Origin of the sequence: Microbacterium sp. 71-23 (assembly GCF_001897265.1) — a bacterium.
In the GTDB taxonomy this organism is placed as follows: Bacteria; Actinomycetota; Actinomycetes; order Actinomycetales; family Microbacteriaceae; genus Microbacterium; species Microbacterium ginsengisoli.
Genome location: NZ_MKSL01000011.1, coordinates 28,041 through 46,157 on the forward strand (window position 1 = coordinate 28,041; position 18,117 = coordinate 46,157).

Annotated in this window: 15 protein-coding genes and 1 tRNA gene; 10 read left to right on the forward strand and 6 right to left on the reverse strand. The window is 69.8% G+C overall.

Features of this window, described 5'->3' with window-relative positions; all coding sequences use genetic code 11:
• The first annotated feature begins 15 nt into the window (after positions 1-15).
• From BGO15_RS02635 to BGO15_RS02660, 6 genes are all read left to right on the forward strand, one after another.
• On the forward strand, positions 16-2,169 hold the full coding sequence (locus BGO15_RS02635) for a DNA polymerase III subunit gamma and tau (RefSeq protein WP_056519212.1): 2,154 nt from the start codon (positions 16-18) through the stop codon (positions 2,167-2,169).
• Complete coding sequence (gene recR, locus BGO15_RS02640) at positions 2,169-2,762, forward strand: recombination mediator RecR (protein ID WP_056210041.1); 594 nt, start codon at positions 2,169-2,171, stop codon at positions 2,760-2,762. Before BGO15_RS02635 ends, recR begins: the two co-directional genes overlap by 1 nt.
• A gap of 112 nt (positions 2,763-2,874) precedes the next feature.
• Complete coding sequence (locus BGO15_RS02645) at positions 2,875-4,161, forward strand: aspartate kinase (RefSeq protein WP_045246322.1); 1,287 nt, start codon at positions 2,875-2,877, stop codon at positions 4,159-4,161.
• A gap of 99 nt (positions 4,162-4,260) precedes the next feature.
• Positions 4,261-5,331: an aspartate-semialdehyde dehydrogenase gene (locus tag BGO15_RS02650; RefSeq protein WP_056210043.1), complete on the forward strand. Its 1,071-nt coding sequence runs from the start codon at positions 4,261-4,263 to the stop codon at positions 5,329-5,331.
• Positions 5,332-5,461: 130 nt separating this feature from the next.
• Positions 5,462-6,922, forward strand: coding sequence for a malate dehydrogenase (quinone) (mqo, locus tag BGO15_RS02655; RefSeq protein ID WP_056210045.1), 1,461 nt, complete (start codon positions 5,462-5,464; stop codon positions 6,920-6,922).
• A 7-nt stretch (positions 6,923-6,929) separates the two neighbouring features.
• Positions 6,930-7,565, forward strand: coding sequence for a thymidine kinase (locus tag BGO15_RS02660; protein WP_056210047.1), 636 nt, complete (start codon positions 6,930-6,932; stop codon positions 7,563-7,565).
• On the opposite strand, the gene BGO15_RS02665 is transcribed toward BGO15_RS02660, so the two are convergent.
• The 5 genes from BGO15_RS02665 to BGO15_RS02685 form a co-directional block, all read right to left on the reverse strand.
• Positions 7,545-8,387, reverse strand: a complete 843-nt coding sequence (locus BGO15_RS02665) for a DUF1295 domain-containing protein (RefSeq protein ID WP_056210050.1) — start codon at positions 8,385-8,387, stop codon at positions 7,545-7,547. The genes BGO15_RS02660 and BGO15_RS02665 overlap by 21 nt on opposite strands.
• A 72-nt stretch (positions 8,388-8,459) precedes the next feature.
• Positions 8,460-9,227 carry an HAD-IIB family hydrolase gene (locus tag BGO15_RS02670; protein ID WP_045246331.1) on the reverse strand — a complete coding sequence of 256 codons (768 nt, stop codon included), beginning with the start codon at positions 9,225-9,227 and terminating at the stop codon, positions 8,460-8,462.
• A gap of 58 nt (positions 9,228-9,285) precedes the next feature.
• A tRNA-Pro gene (locus BGO15_RS02675) sits at positions 9,286-9,359 on the reverse strand.
• Positions 9,360-9,375: 16 nt separating this feature from the next.
• Positions 9,376-10,338: a metallophosphoesterase gene (locus BGO15_RS02680; protein ID WP_056210052.1), complete on the reverse strand. Its 963-nt coding sequence runs from the start codon at positions 10,336-10,338 to the stop codon at positions 9,376-9,378.
• Positions 10,335-12,935, reverse strand: coding sequence for a transglycosylase domain-containing protein (locus BGO15_RS02685; RefSeq protein WP_056519216.1), 2,601 nt, complete (start codon positions 12,933-12,935; stop codon positions 10,335-10,337). The genes BGO15_RS02680 and BGO15_RS02685 overlap by 4 nt, the downstream gene beginning before the upstream one ends.
• A gap of 83 nt (positions 12,936-13,018) precedes the next feature.
• Between BGO15_RS02685 and sp36 the strand changes: the two genes are divergently transcribed.
• Positions 13,019-13,243, forward strand: a complete 225-nt coding sequence (gene sp36 / locus BGO15_RS02690) for a Sp36 family protein (protein ID WP_056210056.1) — start codon at positions 13,019-13,021, stop codon at positions 13,241-13,243.
• Positions 13,240-13,707 (forward strand): RidA family protein, encoded by a 468-nt coding sequence (locus tag BGO15_RS02695; RefSeq protein WP_056210057.1) that lies wholly within the window; start codon positions 13,240-13,242, stop codon positions 13,705-13,707. The genes sp36 and BGO15_RS02695 overlap by 4 nt, the downstream gene beginning before the upstream one ends.
• Positions 13,708-13,768: 61 nt before the next feature.
• On the opposite strand, the gene acs is transcribed toward BGO15_RS02695, so the two are convergent.
• Positions 13,769-15,733: an acetate--CoA ligase gene (gene acs, locus BGO15_RS02700; RefSeq protein ID WP_056210059.1), complete on the reverse strand. Its 1,965-nt coding sequence runs from the start codon at positions 15,731-15,733 to the stop codon at positions 13,769-13,771.
• A gap of 442 nt (positions 15,734-16,175) precedes the next feature.
• On the opposite strand from acs, the gene BGO15_RS02705 reads away from it, so the two are divergent.
• Positions 16,176-17,135 (forward strand): TadA family conjugal transfer-associated ATPase, encoded by a 960-nt coding sequence (locus tag BGO15_RS02705; protein ID WP_056210403.1) that lies wholly within the window; start codon positions 16,176-16,178, stop codon positions 17,133-17,135.
• Positions 17,132-18,016, forward strand: coding sequence for a type II secretion system F family protein (locus tag BGO15_RS02710; RefSeq protein ID WP_235557427.1), 885 nt, complete (start codon positions 17,132-17,134; stop codon positions 18,014-18,016). Before BGO15_RS02705 ends, BGO15_RS02710 begins: the two co-directional genes overlap by 4 nt.
• Positions 18,017-18,117: the final 101 nt, after the last annotated feature.

Below are 18,117 nucleotides of genomic sequence, written 5' to 3' on the forward strand. Positions count from 1 at the left end.
CCGTAGAGTGACGGGGTGACCACCGCCCTCTACCGCCGCTACCGCCCCGAGGCGTTCGGCGAGATGATCGGGCAGTCGCAGGTCACCGAGCCGCTCATGACGGCGCTGCGCGGCGACCGGGTCGGTCACGCCTACCTGTTCTCGGGTCCGCGCGGCTGTGGCAAGACGACCTCTGCGCGTATCCTCGCGCGCTGCCTGAACTGCGCGCAGGGCCCGACCGACACCCCGTGCGGCACGTGCGACAGCTGTGTCGAGCTGGGACGCGGCGGCGGCGGGTCGCTCGATGTGGTCGAGATCGACGCGGCGAGCCACAACGGCGTCGACGATGCCCGCGACCTGCGTGAGCGGGCCGTGTTCGCGCCGGCCCGCGACCGCTACAAGATCTTCATCCTCGACGAGGCCCACATGGTCACCCAGCAGGGCTTCAACGCGCTGCTGAAGCTCGTCGAGGAGCCCCCCGACCACGTCAAGTTCATCTTCGCGACGACCGAGCCCGAGAAGGTTCTCGGCACCATCCGCTCGCGCACCCACCACTACCCGTTCCGGCTCGTGCCGCCGGCTGCCATGCTCGACTACGTCGCGCAGCTGTGCGAGAGCGAGGGCGTGCAGGTCGAGGCCGGTGTGCTGCCGCTCGTGGTGCGTGCCGGAGGCGGCTCGCCCCGTGACACGCTCTCACTGCTCGACCAGCTCATCGCCGGGTCCGAGGGCGGCGTGGTCGCCTACGACCGGGCGGTCGCCCTCCTCGGCTACACGCCCGGTGCGCTCCTCGACGAGATCGTCGATGCCCTCGGCGGGGGAGACGCGGCATCCGCTTTCGCGGCGGTCGACCGCGTGGTGCAGACCGGACAAGACCCGCGGCGGTTCGTCGAAGACCTGCTCGAGCGGCTGCGCGACCTCATCGTCATCGCAGCAGTCGGTCGGGGTGCGACTGCCGTGCTGCGCGGAGTGTCCGAGGAGGAGATCGAGCGGATGTCGCGCCAGGCCACGACGTTCGGTGCCTCACTGCTCTCGCGCATCGCCGATGTGGTCGTGGCGGCCCTCGACGAGATGAGCGGCGCGACATCGCCCCGACTGCAGCTCGAGCTCATGATCGCTCGCGTGCTCACGCAGGGGGAGGCGGCGGTGTCAGGCGTCGCGGCCGCGTCGGCGCCCGCCGCGCCGCCGGTGACACCCGCTCGTGCGTCGGAGCCGGCCCCGGCCCCGGCCGGCCCGAGCGAGCCCGCTCCCGTCCTTTCGAGCGAGCCCGTTCCTGCGACCGAGCCGACCGAGCCCGTCGCGTCAGCCGCCGCCGTCACCGACCCGGTCGCCCCCGTGCGTGCGGCACCCACCGGGCCTCTCACCACCGAGCACGTGCGCGACGCGTGGACCGAGGTGCTGGCCCGTCTCGAGACGATCGATCGCACCTCGTGGCTGGTCGCCTCGTCGGCTCGGGTGGTGTCCCTCGAGGGTGATGTGCTCACGCTCGCGTTCACGTCGCAGACCGACCTCGCGGCGTTCAAGAAGCGCACCGCGGGCGCCGGGCCCAGCGAAGACCTTCGCCAGGCGATCTCCGGGGTGCTCGGCATCCGGGTGAAGTACATCGCCCGGTACGAGGGCGACGGACCCGCCGACGGTGCGTCCGCGCCCGAGCCTCCCGCACCGCGCGGCGGTGTCGCCGCCACACCGCCGTCCCGCAGGTCCGGCAGCGAGCGTCCGACGCCGGCCCGGGCATCGGCGGCCGCGGCCGCCTCGGTGACCGACTGGGCGGTGGCTCCGATCCCGGGCGACGATGAGGCACCGTCCGGGGTCGAGGCATCCGCTGCGCCCCGCGCCGTGGTCGCCCCGCCCGCGCCGCAACCGATCGCGCCCGAGCCGGTCGCTCCCGCGCAGTTCGCCGTCGACGACGAACCCGAAGACGCCGTGCCGACGCCCGACCGTGACCTGCCGCCGCGCGACGGCGACGTGCTGCCGCCTACGGCAACGACACCGTCGGTGGCCGTCGACGAGGACGACGACGTCGACGACGAGCTCGACACCGACGCCGGCGTCGGTGCCCCGCCGGTCATCGCCCCGCCGACGCCGCGCGTCGCCACCGGACCCGAGCGCTACGGCGAGGCCGTCGTACGCCAGTTGCTCGACGCCCGGTTCGTGGGTGAGGAGCCCTATTCGGCGCCGACGAGGTTCGCCTGATGTACGACGGCATCGTCCAAGAGCTGATCGACGAGTTCGGGCGTCTCCCCGGCATCGGCCCGAAGTCGGCGCAGCGCATCGCGTTCCACATCCTGCAGACCCCGAGCTTCGACGTGTCGCGGCTCGCGACCCTGCTCGTCGACATCCGCGAGCGGGTGCGGTTCTGCGAGATCTGCGGCAACGTCTCCGAGCAGGAGCGTTGCGCCATCTGCCGCGATCCGCGCCGCGACCAGACGCTCATCTGCGTCGTCGAAGACGCGAAGGATGTCGCGGCGATCGAGCGCACGCGGGAGTTCCGCGGTCTCTACCATGTGCTCGGCGGGGCGATCAGCCCGATCGGCGGCGTCGGTCCCGATGACCTGCGTATCGCGCAGCTCATGCAGCGCCTCGCCGACGGCACGGTCACCGAGGTCATCCTCGCGACGAACCCCAACCTCGAGGGCGAGGCGACGGCGACCTACCTCAGCCGCCTGCTCACGACGCTCCAGATCGCCGTCACCCGACTGGCCTCGGGCCTCCCGGTCGGCGGCGACCTCGAGTACGCCGACGAGGTCACGCTCGGGCGTGCCTTCGAGGGGCGCCGCGCGGTCTGACGCATCGCGGCCCGTCCCGCCGGACACATGGCGGATCGGCGATGCGGCCTTGCCTAGAATGGACGGTCGGGCGCGGCATCCGTGCGCCAGGCATATTCCCGGGAGTTCCACTGTGGCGTTGATCGTGCAGAAGTACGGCGGCTCGTCCGTCGCCGACGCCGAGAGCATCAAGCGGGTCGCGAAGCGCATCGTCGACACGCGGCGTGCCGGGCACGACGTCGTCGTCGCGGTGAGCGCCATGGGCGACACGACCGACGAGCTGCTCGACCTCGCCCACGAGGTCGCCCCCATCCCGGCGCCGCGCGAGCTCGACATGCTGCTCTCGTCGGGCGAGCGCATCTCGATGGCGCTGTTGGCGATGGCGATCCACTCGATGGGCTTCGAGGCGCGCTCGTTCACCGGCAGCCAGGCAGGCATGATCACGGATGCCACCCACGGCGCGGCGCGCATCGTCGATGTCACCCCGGTGCGCCTGCGCGAGGCGCTCGATGAGGGCGCCATCGTCATCGTCGCGGGCTTCCAGGGCTTCAACCGCGACACCCGCGACATCACGACTCTGGGTCGTGGCGGGTCGGACACGACGGCCGTCGCGCTCGCCGCCGCCCTGAGCGCCGACGTCTGCGAGATCTACAGCGACGTCGACGGCATCTTCACCGCCGATCCCCGTGTCGTGCCGAAGGCCCGCAAGCTCGGCGTCGTCACGAGCGAGGAGATGCTCGAGCTCGCCGCCAACGGCGCCAAGGTCCTCTACATCCGGGCGGTCGAGTACGCCCGTCGTCACGGCGTGACCATCCACGCCCGGTCATCGTTCAGCTCGGCCGAAGGGACGTTGGTGCTCGGCCCCGACGCCCGTGCCGAGCGTCTCGCACAGGGAGAGCACATGGAAGAGCCGATCGTCGCGGGCGTCGCCACCGACCTCAGCCAGGCCAAGGTCACGGTCGTCGGGGTGCCCGATGTTCCCGGCAAGGCCGCCGAGATCTTCACGATCGTCGCGAAGTCGGGCGCGAACGTCGACATGATCGTGCAGAACGTGTCGGCCGCCGCCACCGGTCGCACCGACATATCGTTCACGCTTCCCAAGTCGGATGCCGCGGCGGCCCTCCGCGCCCTCGCCGCCGACCAGGCGGAGGTCGGCTTCGAGGCGCTGCTGCACGACGACCAGATCGGCAAGCTGTCGGTCGTGGGTGCGGGTATGCGCAGCCACTCGGGTGTGTCGGCGACGCTGTTCGACGCGCTGTCGAGCGCCGGCATCAACATCGAGATGATCTCGACGTCCGAGATCCGTATCTCCGTGGTGGTGCGTGGGTCGGATGTCGCCGCCGCCGCCCGCGCGGTGCACACCGCCTACGGGCTCGACGGTGACGACGAGGCCGTCGTCTACGCCGGCTCCGGCCGCTGAGGCCCGACTTCATGCGCCGAGGGGGATCGGCGCCCGGATAGAATCGGGCAAACCTTCCGCCCGCGACTTCCGCGCGCCCGTCCCACCCGAGGTACCCGCATGACCCGCATCTCCGATTCCGGATTCACCGTCGCCGTCGTGGGCGCCACTGGCCAGGTCGGCACGGTGATGCGCGAGATCCTCGCCGAGCGCGCCTTCCCGGTGCGCGAGCTTCGCCTGTTCGCGACGGCGCGCAGCGCCGGCACGTCGGTCGAGTACCAGGGTGTCTCGGTCGTCATCGAGGATGTCGCGACCGCCGATCCGGCCGGCATCGACATCGCCCTCTTCTCGGCGGGTGCGACCGGCAGCCGCGCCCACGCGCCCCGGTTCGCCGAAGCGGGCGCCACCGTCATCGACAACTCCAGCGCCTGGCGCATGGACCCCGAAGTGCCGCTCGTCGTCAGCGAGGTCAACCCGCACGCCATCGACGAGGCCGTCAAGGGCATCATCGCGAACCCCAACTGCACGACCATGGCCGCGATGCCCGTGCTGAAGGTGCTCGACGCCGACGCCGGGCTCGAGCGTCTCATCGTCTCGACCTACCAGGCCGTCTCGGGGTCGGGTCTCGCCGGCGCCCGCGAGCTGCTCGGCCAGGTGGAGGGCGTGCTCGCGCAGGGCCACACGCTCGACCTCGTGCACAACGGGGCATCCGTCGACTTCCCGGAGCCCGAGAAGTACGTCGCCCCGATCGCGTTCGACGTCATCCCGTTCGCGGGCAACCTCGTCGACGACGGTCTGAACGAGACCGACGAGGAGAAGAAGCTCCGCAACGAGAGCCGCAAGATCCTCGAGCTGCCCGAGCTGCGCGTCGCCGGCACCTGCGTGCGCGTGCCCGTGTTCACCGGTCACTCGCTGTCGATCAACGTCGAGTTCGCCCGTGACATCACACCCGAGCGCGCGCGCGAGCTGCTCTCGGCCGCGCCCGGTGTGCGTCTCGAGGAGGTTCCGACACCGCTGCAGGCCGCCGGCACCGACCCCAGCTACGTGGGTCGCATCCGCGCCGACCAGTCGGCGCCCGAGGGCAAGGGTCTTGCGCTCTTCATCTCGAACGACAACCTCCGCAAGGGTGCCGCGTTGAACGCGGTGCAGATCGCCGAGCTCGTCGCCGCGAAGCTGCAGGTCACCGCCTGAGCCCGATCGCCTCGAAGGGCCGGATGCCGCGGCATCCGGCCCTTTCGCGTCGGTCAAGAACGCCCGACTTTCACGGGCCGGCGAGGCCCTCGCGCGAGGGCGGGTCGCGCGCGCGAACTAGACTCGAACGGTGAGCGAAACCCTCGATGTCGCCCTGATCGGCGGCGGAGTCATGAGTGCCACGCTGGGCACCTTCCTGCAGCAGCTGCAGCCCGACTGGAAGATCGCGGTGTTCGAGCGTCTGGGCGATGTCGCCCAGGAGAGCTCCAACGCGTGGAACAACGCCGGCACCGGGCACGCCGCGCTCTGCGAGCTGAACTACATGCCGCAGGCGGCCGACGGTTCCGTCGACCCGGCGAAGGCGGTCTCGATCAACGAGCAGTTCCAGCTGAGCCGTCAGTTCTGGTCGTCGCTGATCGACCAGGGCATCCTCGATGAGCCGTCGACGTTCATCAACGCGACCCCCCACATGACCTTCGTGCGCGGCGAGAAGGATGTCTCCTACCTCCGTCACCGGTATGAGTCGCTGAAGCAGCAGCCGCTGTTCTCGACGATCCAGTTCAGCGACGACTCGCGCGTCATCAACCAGTGGGCCCCGCTGCTCATGGACAAGCGGCTGAAGGCCGACGAGCCGTTCGCGGCGACGCGCGTCGAGGCCGGCACCGACGTCGACTTCGGCTCGCTGACGCGGCAGCTATTCGACGGCATGGCGGCGCGGGGCGCCGACATCCTCACGGGCCGCGAGGTGCGCAACCTGAAGAAGCTCGCCGACGGCACGTGGCGCATCGACTACCGCCACACGGTCGGGCGTGCTCCGGCGCGGGTGAACGCGCGGTTCGTGTTCGTCGGCGCCGGCGGCTGGGCGATCAAGCTGCTGCAGAAGTCGGGCATCCCCGAGATCAAGGGATACGGCGTGTTCCCCATCGGGGGCCAGTGGCTGAAGACGAGCAACCCCGACGTGGTCGCGAAGCACCGCGCGAAGGTCTACTCGCAGGCGTCGGTGGGCGCCCCGCCGATGTCGGTGCCGCACCTCGACACCCGCGTCGTCGACGGCGAGACCTCCCTGCTGTTCGGCCCGTTCGCGACGTTCAGCCCCAAGTTCCTGAAGACCGGGTCCCGCTGGGACATCGTCGCCCAGGTGCGTCCGTCGAACCTGTTCAGCATGCTGAAGGTGGGCGCGACGAACCTCGACCTCGTGAAGTACCTGGTCAGCGAGCTGCTGAAGACGCACAAGGGCAAGATGAAGAGCCTGCAGGCGTTCATGCCCACCGCCGACGCGAAGGACTGGGAGTTGCTGAACGCGGGCCAGCGCGCGCAGGTGATGGTCGGCGGCAAGCTGCAGTTCGGCACCGAGGTGGTCTCGGCCGGCGACGGCTCGATCGCGGGCCTGCTGGGGGCATCGCCCGGCGCCTCGACGGCGGTCGCGATCATGCTGAACCTGCTGAAGACGTGCTTCCCCGACCGCATCGCCGGATGGCAGCCGAAGCTCACCGAGCTGATCCCGACCTACGGCGAGACGCTGAACGACAAGCCGGAGCTCGCGCGCGAGACTCTCGCGCGCACGGCCGGCGACCTGTCCATCTCGGTCTGACGCGGGCGTGGCGAAGCTCTACTTCCGCTACGGAGCGATGAACTCCGGAAAGTCGACGGCGCTGCTGCAAGCCGCCTACAACTATGAGGAGCGCGGCCAGACCGTGCTGCTGGCCAAGCCCGAGATCGACACGAAGGACGCCGACCGCATCTCGAGCCGTCTGGGCGTCACCCGCCCGGTCGACTTCCTCGTGCGGCCGGAGGACGACATCCGGGCGATCTTCGCGCAGCACCGCGCGCGCGTGCACGCCGAGGCCGAGTCGACCCTGGTGCCCGAGAACCGCGATGTGGCGTGCCTGATGATCGACGAGGCGCAGTTCCTCACGCGGGAGCAGGTCGACGATCTGCTGCGCATCGTGGTGCTCGACGGCGTGCCGGTGCTCGCCTACGGCATCCGCACCGACTTCCAGACGCACGCGTTCCCGGGGTCGCGGCGTCTGATGGAGCTCGCCCACAGCCTGGAGGAGCTGAAGACCATCTGCCGCTGCGGCCGCAAGGCGCTGTTCAACGCGCGGCTGGTCGGCGGCCGGTTCGTGTTCGACGGCGATCAGGTTGCGATCGACGAGCTGTCGAGCGAGCGGGTCACCTACGAGTCGATGTGCGCGGAGTGCTATCTGCGCGAGTCAGGCGGGCTGCTCGGCTGACGCCCGCCGCGGCGGCCACGGCACAAGCATCGAGGTGCGCCGGCGGTAGTCGGCGTACGCCGGGTACTTCTCCGACGTGATCGACTCGGTGAACACGGTCGACCCGATGAACAGCACCGTCAGCAGCGCCGCTCCGATGATCGACCAGTTGAGCGCGCCGCCCCAGAACGAGACTCCGGATGCCGCGGCCGCCGTCGCGCCGAGCAGATATAGCATCCACCACTGGGCCTGCTCGCAGAAGAAGTTGGGGTGGCGGCTGTAGCGGAAGAGGCCGGTGTCGACGAAGCCGGGGGACAGGGTGCCGCCCGCGGCGCGCTTGCGCTGGTGGAATTTCCACTGCTGCTGGTCGGCGGTGAACTCGCCCACGAGGAACAGCAGGAACAGCAGCGACCACGCGGCATCCCACCCGGTGAACGGTGCGGGGAACGCGAGGGCGACGACGGCCGGAAGGGTGATGAGCACGAGCAGAGCGTTCTGGTACAGGACGATGAAGAACAGGTTGAACGCCTGGAACTGGCCCGGCGACATGCGCGCCCGAAGGATCGCCCACCGGTAGTCCTCCATGCCGGTGTAGCCGCCCTTGCGGGCGAAGTTGAACGTGAGGCGAGCGCCCCAGAGGGTGACGAGCACAGCCATCACGACGAGACGCGTGGCGTCGACGCCGGTGCCGAGCGCGAAGCCCGCGAAGATCCACACGTAGACGACCGGGACGACCGACCAGATGCGGTCGACCCACGAGGTGTCTTTCGTGATCAGCGACAGCACCCAGCAGGCGGCGCTCACGACGCCGGCGACGGTCAGAACCCAGGCGAGAGCGGTCACGTCGTCAGCGTAGCGCCGCCCGGGGACGGCGAGGGCGGTCGCCGTGGCGCCGGGGTGAGCGCGGCGGGAGCGTCAGCGCGCGTCGGGGAGGGTGGGGATGAGTTGCTCGAGGAACACGGCGGTGTCCTCCCAGCCCTCGACCGCCTGGCAGGCGACGCCGAGGGCGAGCACCGGGTAGTCGTTGCCGTCCGGGTCGAGTCGGTCGCCGACGAACAGCATCTCATCGAGCGAGATGCCGGTCTGCGTCGCGAGCTGCGCCATGCCGTAGGCCTTGTCGATGCCGCGATGGGTGATGTCGACGGACGTCGAGCCGCCCGAACGCACCTCGAGATCGGGGATGCGGGCGGCGACGGCCTCGCGCAGCGCATTCTTCTTCTCGCCGGTCGGATCCCACGCCATCTTCGCGTCGAGGGGAGCCTGCTGTCCGAGGGCGGAGAACGTGATCTGCGAGCCGCGGTCCTCGAGAATCGGGCCCCAGGGCTCCGCCTCCCACAGGCCGAGACGCTCCGCCTCCTCCTGCACCGCCGCCAGCGCCCGAGACTTCTCATCGTCGCTCAGCGCGTGGGCGTAGATCGTCTCGATGCCGTCGGCGTTCAACCGGTAGTACTGGGTGCCGCAGGTGGGCATCAGGTGGAAGCGATCGAACACCGTCGACGCGGCATCCGGCAGCTTCTCGACCACCTGCGCGCGGAACTGGCCCAGCTGGCCGCCCGAGATGATCGCGACCTCCACACGCTGGGCGAGGGCGACGAGCAGATCGCCGATGCGCGGATCGATCGCGCTCTTCGAGGGCGCGAGAGTGTCATCGAGATCGAAGGCGACGAGCCGGGGCGCGGACATGTGGTCTCCGTTTCTGGATATGACGAGGGCTCCGTCATTCCGGCGGAGCCCTCTGCAGTCGGGGTGACAGGATTTGAACCTGCGGCCTCGTCGTCCCGAACGACGCGCGCTACCAAGCTGCGCCACACCCCGTGGCAACCCTCCGAGTCTACCCCGTCGCCGCGGCCTGCGACGAATCGGGCGCGGGCACGAGAGTGAGCAGCGAGGCCTCGGGGCGGCATCCGAATCTCACCGGCGCGTAGATCGACTGGCCGAGTCCGGCGCTCACGTTCAGGGGAACCGTGCGGCCGTGATGCGTCCAGGCGCTGAGGCCGCGCGCCTGGTCGAGGGGGATGTCGCAGTTGGCGACGAGGGCGTTCTTGGCGAACGGGATGCGCACCTGTCCGCCGTGCGTGTGGCCCGCGAAGATCGCGTCGGCACCGAGGTCGTCGAACACGTCGAGCACGCGACGATAGGGCGCGTGGGTGACGCCGAGGGTCAGGTCGGCGACTCCCGCGGTGCGCTGCGCCTCGCGCAGCGGGGGGAGCGCGGCGAGGTCGTCCCAGTGTCGATGTGCGTCGTCGACACCGAACGCGTCGACGCGAAGCCCCGCCACGTCGATGCTCGAGGCGGCGTTGTTGAGGTCCTGCCAGCCCAGGTCGTCACGCAGGAAGCGATCAAGGGCATCGGTGTCGATGCGCTCCTCCCGTACATGGCGTTTCGAGGGCCCCGTGAAGTATCGGAACGGGTTGCGCGGCGCAGGGGCGTGGACATCGTTCGACCCGTGCACGAACACGCCGGGGATTCCGCCGAACGCCGACAGAGCAGCACGCACGCCATCGAGGCCCTCGGGATGGCCCAGGTTGTCACCCGTGTTCACGATGAGATCCGGGCGCAGATCGTCGAGACCCGCGACCCACCTCTGCTTGGCACGCTGCCACGGTGCCATGTGCAGGTCGGACAGGTGCAGGACGCGGATCGCCGGCGCTCCCGGCGGCAGGATCGCCACCGTGTGCGTGCGAACGGTGAACAGGAAACGCTCGACGCTCGTTCCCCACACCGCCGCGGCGGCGCCCGCTGCCCCGACCGCGCCGAGCGCGATCAGGGCAGTGCGGGTGGTGGTCGGCGTCATCCGCTGCCGGTGCCGCCGGAGCCGCCGCCACCCGAGCCGCCGCCACCCGATCCGCCGCCGCTGGCGGGGGTGCAGGTGATCGCGATCGGGTCACTCGGGCGTGCCGACTGGCCGGCGCCGGGGCTGGTGCCGCTCGCCTTGGCGTTCGGCGTGGAGCAGATGGCCGGGTTCGCGAAACTCACGTTTGTGAAGCCCGCGCTGCTCAGCGTCGCCTGCGCCTGCGACGGCGACTGTCCGCTCACCCCTGGAATCGGAACCGCGGGTGCGTTGCCGGTGCTCGGCGACAGCGTCACGGTGGTGCCTCCGGCGACCTGGCCCGCGGCCGGATCCTGCTGGGCGACGAGGCCGGCGGCGACCGTCGAGTCCACCGGGGTGCCGGTCTGCACGTTGAAGCCGGCGGTCTGCAGCTGCTGCGTGGCCTGGTCGACCGTCAGACCCACCACGTTCGGCAGTGTCGACATGACCTGCTTCGTGAGGTTGGGGTCGGGCGCCGGGAAGGCGTCGCCGCCGTAGAGTTTGTCGGCCGCGCCCTGAATCTCCTTCGCCAGGACGTAGCGCAGGTTGGAGAGCTGCCTTCCGCCGGTCGAAAGGTGGAAGAGGTTCGAGAAGCCGTTCGCGTTGCCGACCCACACCGCTGTCGTCGCCTTGGTCGACGACTCGATCAGCCACGTGTGCGTCTGCTCGTTCGTACCCGTCTTGCCGAGCAGCGGGGTGCCGTCGTACGGATTTCCGCCCGTACCGGTTCCTCCGCGCATCACGCCCTGCAGGGCGTAGGCCGCGGTGGCCGCGACATTCGGGTCGATGACCTGGGAGCAGTTGGAGGCAGGCTTGGCGAGCTCGGTGCCCGAGGCATCCGTCACCTTGTCGATGACCGTCGGGCTGCAGTAGATGCCGTTGTTCGCGACGGTCGCGAACGCCTCGGCCATCGCCATCGGCGACACGTTGTCGACGCCGATGACCTCGGTGCCGTAGTCCATCGGAATCGGCTTGCCGTTGCCGAATGTGACGCCCATCTTGGCGACAGTCTGCGCGATCGGGCACAGCCCGATCTTCGAGGCCATCGCGAGGAAGCCCGAGTTGATCGACGCGGCCGTGAACTGCATCGGCGTGCCGATCATGCCCTGGCCCTCGAAGTTTCCGATCGTCTCGTTGTTCGCGTTGGTCCAGGTGCCGTTGCAGGTGGGGATGTTCTTGAACACCCGGTTGCGGCCGTCGATGACCTGATTGACCGAGTTCCCCGCTTCGAGCCAGGAGACCAGGGTGAAGATCTTGAAGGTCGAGCCCGCGGGGAATCCGCCCGACTTGCCATACGTCGAGTTTCCGGCGTAGACGAGGCTGGAAGTGCCGGGCGTTGATCCGGCCGAATCGGATTCGCTGTAGTTCGTGTTCTGCGTGATCGAGAGCACGCGTCCCGTGGACGGCTCGATCGTGACCGACGTCGACCCGAGGTCGATGCCGGCCATCGTCGCCGGCACGTACTTCGACATCGAGCCCTGCGCGGAGTTCTGCAGGTTCATGTCGATCGTGGTGTAGATCTTCAGGCCACCCTTCTGCAGCTTCGCGGCGCGCTCCTCGGGGGTGGAGCCGAACGCCGGGTCGTTGGAGACGACGTCTTGCACGTACTTGCAGAAGTAGGGCGCGGAACTCGCCGCGCATCCCGTCTTCGGGGTGGTGATCGTGGGGATGATCGGGTCGGACACGGCCTTGTCGTGATCGGCCTGCGAGATCTTGCCGTCGATCAGCATGCGGTCGAGAACGTAGGTCTGCCGCTGCTTGGTGAGCGCGTAGTGGTTTGCGTCGCCGTTGGTCGTGCTGGCGGGCTGGTCGATGCGGTAGGTGTTCGGATTCTGCACCATGCCCGCGAGGGTCGCCGCCTGCTCGAGGTTCAGGTCTTTGGCGTGCACGCCGAAGTAGCGCTCGGCTGCCGCCTCGATACCGTACGTCTGCCCGCCGAAGTTCGAGATGTTCAGGTAGCCGACGAGGATGTCGTTCTTGGAATACTTCTGCTCGAGTGCGATGGCGTAGCGCATCTCCTGCAGCTTGCGCTGGATGCCGCTGCCGCCCGACGAGTTGGTGGCGTCGTTGTAGCACTTCTGCACATCGGCGTCGTTCGTCGCCGTCGAGTAGCAGTTCTGCACGAGCACGTTCTTCACGTACTGCTGGCTGATCGAGGATCCACCCTGCACGTTGTTGCCCTGGATGTTCGAGAGCAGCGCGCGCGTGGTGCCGATCAGGTCGATCCCGCCGTGCTCGTAGTACCGCGGGTCCTCGCTCGAGAGGATCGCCTGGTACATCACCGGCGCCACCTCGTCGTACGTCACCGGCGTGCGGTTCTGGGTGTAGTACGAGGTCATCTCGGTGTACTGGCCAGTCGACGGGTCCTTCGCGTAGAAGACCGTCGGCTGCATCAGGGTCTGGATGTCGAGGTTCGACGGGAGATCCTCGAACATGTTGATCGCACCCGATGCGGTGGCCGAGGTGACCGCGATCGCGGGGGTGACCGTGGCGGCGATGAGGACTCCAGCGACGGCGCTGAGTCCGATCAGTCCGGCGAGTCCGGCAAGCAGACCACCACCCGTGGTTTTCGATGCAGGCATAGGCTTGATCGTAAGCCAGGATGCTGGGCGAAGCCTTGCAGGCCCGCGCCCGTGCGCGCCCGACCACGACCCGACGGAGCCTCATGACCACGTGGGAGTACCTCACCACGCCCCTGCTGATCCACAACACCGCCGCGATCCTCAACAACTGGGGCAAGCATGGGTGGGAGCTCGTTCAGGTGGTGACGGGACCCGAGGGGGGCCTCGTCGCCTACTTCAAGCGGCCCGTGACGACGGATGCCGCAGCCAACGTGGGACTCGCGGCCGCCGCCGAGGCCGCGCAGCGTTTCGAAGGAGAAGACCGATGACCATCAGTGCCCGCCTCGCCGAGCTCGGACTCGAGCTGCCGGAGGTCGTCCCTCCGGTGGCGGCCTACGTGCCCGCCAAGGTGCACGGCGACCTCGTCTACACGGCCGGTCAGCTGCCGTTCGTGTCGGGTGCGCTGCCGGCCACCGGCAAAGTCGGAGACGGCCACGGCCTCGTGCCGGCGTCAGATGCGGCCTCCTATGCCCGCCAGTCCGCGTTGAACGCGATCGCCGCCGCGGCAGCGGTCGTGGGGGGAGTCGACAAGCTCACGGGTGTGCTGAAGGTCACCGGCTTCGTTGCGTCGGTGCCGGAGTTCACCGGCCAGCCGGGCGTCATCAACGGAGCGAGCGAGCTGCTCGGCGAGGTGTTCGGTGAGGCCGGCCGCCACGCGCGATCCGCCGTCGGTGTTCCCGTGCTCCCGCTCGACTCGCCTGTCGAGGTCGAGGTCGTCTTCACTCTCGCCTGAGCGCACACGCGAGAGGAGGGGTCGGCGCCTGTGCGCCGACCCCTCCTCTATATAGGGCGTGTCAGCGCACCTGCGCCGAGATGACGCTCATCACCGCCGTGTCGGCGAGCGTCGTGGTGTCGCCGACCTCGCGGCCCTCCGCGACATCCCGGAGCAGACGGCGCATGATCTTGCCGGAACGGGTCTTGGGCAGCTCGCCCACGATGTAGACGTCACGCGGGCGCGCGATCGGACCGATCTGCTCGCCCACCCACCCGCGCAGTGTGCCGGCGAGCCCATCGGGGGAGTGCTGTTTGAGGTAGTTCTCCTTGATGATGACGAATGCGACGACAGCCTGGCCGGTGGTCTCGTCGCTCGCTCCGACGACCGCAGCCTCGGCGACGGCCTCGTTCGCGACCAGAGCCGACTCGATCTCGGCGGTGGAGAGCCGGTGGCCCGAGACGTTCATCACGTCGTCGACACGGCCGAGCAGCCAGATGTCGCCGTCGTCGTCGAGGCGCGCGCCGTCTCCCGCGAAGTAGTACCCCTGGTCGGCGAACTTCTCCCAGTAGGTCTCGACGAACCGCTCGGGGTCGCCCCAGATGCCGCGCAGCATCGACGGCCACGGCTCGGTGATCACGAGCAGTCCGCCGTTGCCGTTGCCGACGTGGGCGCCGCTCTCGTCGACGACGTCGATCGAGACGCCGGGGATCGGCACCTGCGCCGAACCGGGCTTGGTCTCGGTGACGCCGGGCAGTGCGGAGATCATGATGGCCCCGGTCTCGGTCTGCCACCACGTGTCGACGATCGGGGCCTCGTCAGCGCCGATGATCTCGCGGTACCAGATCCAAGCCTCGGGGTTGATGGGTTCGCCCACCGACCCGAGCACCCGGATGCTCGACAGGTCGTACTGCTGGGGGATCTGCCGGCCCTGCTTCATGAACGAGCGGATGGCGGTGGGCGCCGTGTAGAGCACGCTCACCTTGTACTTCTCGACCAGCGCCCACCAGCGGCCGGGCTCGGGTGATTCGGGAGTTCCTTCGTAGAGCACCTGCGACGCGCCGTTGGAGAGCGGACCGTACGTGACGTAGGAGTGGCCTGTGATCCAGCCGATGTCGGCGGTGCACCAGTAGACATCCGTCTCGGGGTGGATGTCGTGCACGACCTTGTTGGTGAAGGTCGCCTGCGTGAGGTACCCGCCCGACGTGTGCAGGATGCCCTTCGGCTTCCCGGTGGTACCCGACGTGTAGAGGATGAACAGCGGGTTCTCGGCGGGGAACGGCTGCGCCTCATGATCGGCGGATGCCGCGGGCACGGCCTCATGCCACCAGATGTCGCGCCCTTCGGCCCAGTCGACGGGATTGTCGCCGCGCTTGACGACGAGCACGTGCTCGACGGTCTCCTGCGCCCCGGATCCGCGGTCGGCGAGTGCCTGGTCGACGGCGGGCTTCAGCGGTGAGACCTTGCCCTTGCGCCAGCCGCCGTCGGCGGTGATCACGAGCTTTGCTCCGGCGTCGTCGATGCGGGCGCGCAGGCTGTCGGCGGAGAACCCGCCGAACACCACGGAGTGGATCGCTCCCACGCGGGCGACCGCGAGCATGGCCGCGACCGCCTCTGGAATCATCGGCAGGTAGATCGCGACGCGGTCGCCGCGGCCGATGCCGAGGTCGCCGAGCACGTTGGCGAGTCGCTTGACCTCGTCGGTGAGCTCGGCGTACGTCACCTGGCGGGAGTCTCCCGGCTCGCCTTCCCAATAGAGGGCGACGCGGGCGCCGTTGCCTGCCTCGACATGCCGGTCGAGGCAGTTGTAGGCGACGTTCAGCTCGCCGTCGGCGAACCATTCCGCGAACGGCGGGTTGGTCCAGTCGAGCACCTGCGTGAAGGGGCGGTGCCAGTGCACGAGCTCCCGCGCCTGCTCGGCCCAGAAGCCCTCGCGGTCGGCTGCGGCGCGTTCGTAGAGCTCCGCGGTGCCCACGGCCTGGGCGCGGAAGGAAGCGGCGGGCGCGAAGTGCCGGTCCTCGTGAAGAAGGCTGTCGATCTGACTCATTGCTCGCTCCTTTGCGTGCCGTCGAGAGGGACGAAGGTCCACATTGTGTATAGCACCGCGCCGCGACACGCTCGGGTGCCGAACGTTGCGCGAGGTTGCGGGGCGCCCGGGTTTGGCACGATGCCTGAGGTTGCGTAAGGTGTGCTTCGGAACGCGTTCGCGCGTTCTGCATGTCACCCGCAACCCCCAATGCAAGGTGGCGTGCGAGGCGGCGCCCTTCCCCCAGGGCGCCGCCTCCCGCCAGGACATCGCCGCCTTTTACCCGAAGGGCGGCGATGTTGCGTCTCACATCCCCCCGGATTCCTCCCCAGGCGCGGCGGCCGACTCGGGATCGCTCGATGCTCCACCGATGCGAGCGGGCAGGATGCCGCGGCATCCGCGTCTTTCTAACGTCGCCGGTGTGCAGCAGCTCTTCGTCGCCCGGCCCTCGTCCGCGGCACCCATGGCATCCGCTGACCTGGCGCCCGGGCGCCCGATCGCGCAGTTCGGGGTGCTGGCGCCGCTGATCGCCGACCCTGCCGTGACCGACGTTTTCGTCAACGGCGGCGACGGGGTCTTCGTCGATCGTGGCGATGGCGCCGTGCACGAGAAGGGGGTGCGACTCAGCGCCGAGGACGCCCGTGCACTTGCCGTGCATCTCATCGCGTTGGGCGGTCGTCACATCGACGACGCGACGCCCTGCATCGATGTGCGCGTCGCCGGCGGTCTGCGCGTGCATGCCGTACTGCCACCGCTCGCTGTCGACGGCGCGGTGGTCTCGATCCGGGCGCGACGGTTCGAGTCGCCCACCCTCGACGATCTCCAGCGTGGCGGGATGTTCGGCCCCGCGCAGCGGTCTCGGCTCGACGATCTCGTCGCTCACCGCCGCAACGTGCTCATCGCGGGCGCCGCGGGGAGCGGTAAGACGACACTGCTCGCCGCGATGCTGGCGGCCGTACCGGTGACCGAACGTATCGTCACGATCGAGGATGTCGCCGAGCTCTCCTTCGAGCACCCGCATCACGTTCGCCTGGAATCCCGGCAGGCCAATCTCGAGGGCGCCGGTGCGATCGGTCTCGACCGACTGGTGCGCGAGGCGCTGCGCATGCGGCCCGATCGGCTGGTCGTGGGCGAGTGTCGCGGAGCCGAGGTGCGAGAACTGCTCACGGCGCTCAACACCGGCCACGACGGCGGCGCGGGCACCGTGCACGCCAACGGCATCGGCGACGTCGCCGCCCGACTCGAGGCGCTGGGTGCTCTCGCCGGACTCGACGACGCGGCGCTCGCGAGACAGGTCGCGAGCTCGATCGATGCGGTGGTCTTCCTCGAACGGGATGCCGCGGGCCGCCGCCGTGTCGGGGCCGTGGGTGTGCCGGTCCTCCAGGCGGGGCGACTGCGCGTCGAGGCGGAGCCCGTCGCATGATCGGCGCCGTGCGCGGTGGCTCCCGGCGCCGCGCTCCCGATTCGATGTCCTCGTCCGCCGATGTCGCCCTGCAGCTCGCGGTGCTGCTGCAAGCGGGCGTGACCCCCGATCGAGCGTGGGAGCACATCGTCGCTGCGGGCGCGCGCGATCTCGCACCGCTCACCGACGGTGGCGACCGCGCCGTCGCGCTGGCGCGACTCGGAGACCAGTGGGCGCCGCTCGCCGCGGTGTGGCAGGTTGCCATCACGGTGGGCGCGCCGCTCGCGGTCACACTGCGCGATGCCGCGACGGCGGTGCGCGACGCCGACGAGGTGCGCGACGAGATCGCGGTGGCCCTGGCGGAACCGGTCGCGACCGCGCGGCTGGTGGCATGGCTGCCCGCCGTCGCCGTGCTGCTGTCCCTTACTCTCGGATTCGACCTGTCCGCTGTCGTGCGCTCGCCGATCGGCATCGCGTGCCTCCTCGCCGGTGTCGCGCTGATGCTCCTCGCCCGCCGCTGGACACGGCGCCTCGTCGCCCGCGCGCAGCCGGCTGCCGGGGTGGCCGGCATCGACGCCGACCTCGTCGCCATCGCGCTGTCGGGCGGCACATCGCTCGATGCTGCACGGCGCGCGGCGGCCGAGGCGGGGCATCCGGTCACCGTCGAGACCGTGCGGGCGCTCGAGCTGTCCATGCGCGCGGGCGTGCCGGCCGCGGAGCTGCTGCGCGCGCAGGCCGCGCGTCAGCGACGCCTCGCCCGCACGGACGGGCGGGAGCGCGCGGCGCGGCTGGGGTCGGCGCTGCTGCTGCCCCTCGGGGTGTGCACGCTGCCCGCCTTCCTCCTGCTGGGGGTGGCGCCGATGATCCTCGGCGTGCTGGCCAGCGGCGGAGGCGTCATCTGAACCCGTGCCCACCCACCCGTGCCCGCCCACCCGTGCCCGCCCACCCGTGCCCGCCCACCCGTGCCCGCCCACCCGTGCCCGCCCACTCGTGCCCCCGACAG

Bases quoted from the DNA above. Each gene is read 5' to 3' on its own strand.
- recR (WP_056210041.1), top strand. From the start codon at position 2,169: ATGTACGACGGCATCGTCCAAGAGCTGATCGACGAGTTCGGGCGTCTC.
- BGO15_RS02650 (WP_056210043.1), top strand. From the start codon at position 4,261: ATGACCCGCATCTCCGATTCCGGATTCACCGTCGCCGTCGTGGGCGCC.
- BGO15_RS02670 (WP_045246331.1), bottom strand. From the start codon at position 9,227: ATGTCCGCGCCCCGGCTCGTCGCCTTCGATCTCGATGACACTCTCGCG.
- BGO15_RS02680 (WP_056210052.1), bottom strand. From the start codon at position 10,338: ATGACGCCGACCACCACCCGCACTGCCCTGATCGCGCTCGGCGCGGTC.
- BGO15_RS02685 (WP_056519216.1), bottom strand. From the start codon at position 12,935: ATGCCTGCATCGAAAACCACGGGTGGTGGTCTGCTTGCCGGACTCGCC.
- sp36 (WP_056210056.1), top strand. From the start codon at position 13,019: ATGACCACGTGGGAGTACCTCACCACGCCCCTGCTGATCCACAACACC.
- BGO15_RS02695 (WP_056210057.1), top strand. From the start codon at position 13,240: ATGACCATCAGTGCCCGCCTCGCCGAGCTCGGACTCGAGCTGCCGGAG.
- acs (WP_056210059.1), bottom strand. From the start codon at position 15,733: ATGAGTCAGATCGACAGCCTTCTTCACGAGGACCGGCACTTCGCGCCC.
- BGO15_RS02705 (WP_056210403.1), top strand. From the start codon at position 16,176: ATGGCATCCGCTGACCTGGCGCCCGGGCGCCCGATCGCGCAGTTCGGG.
- BGO15_RS02710 (WP_235557427.1), top strand. From the start codon at position 17,132: ATGATCGGCGCCGTGCGCGGTGGCTCCCGGCGCCGCGCTCCCGATTCG.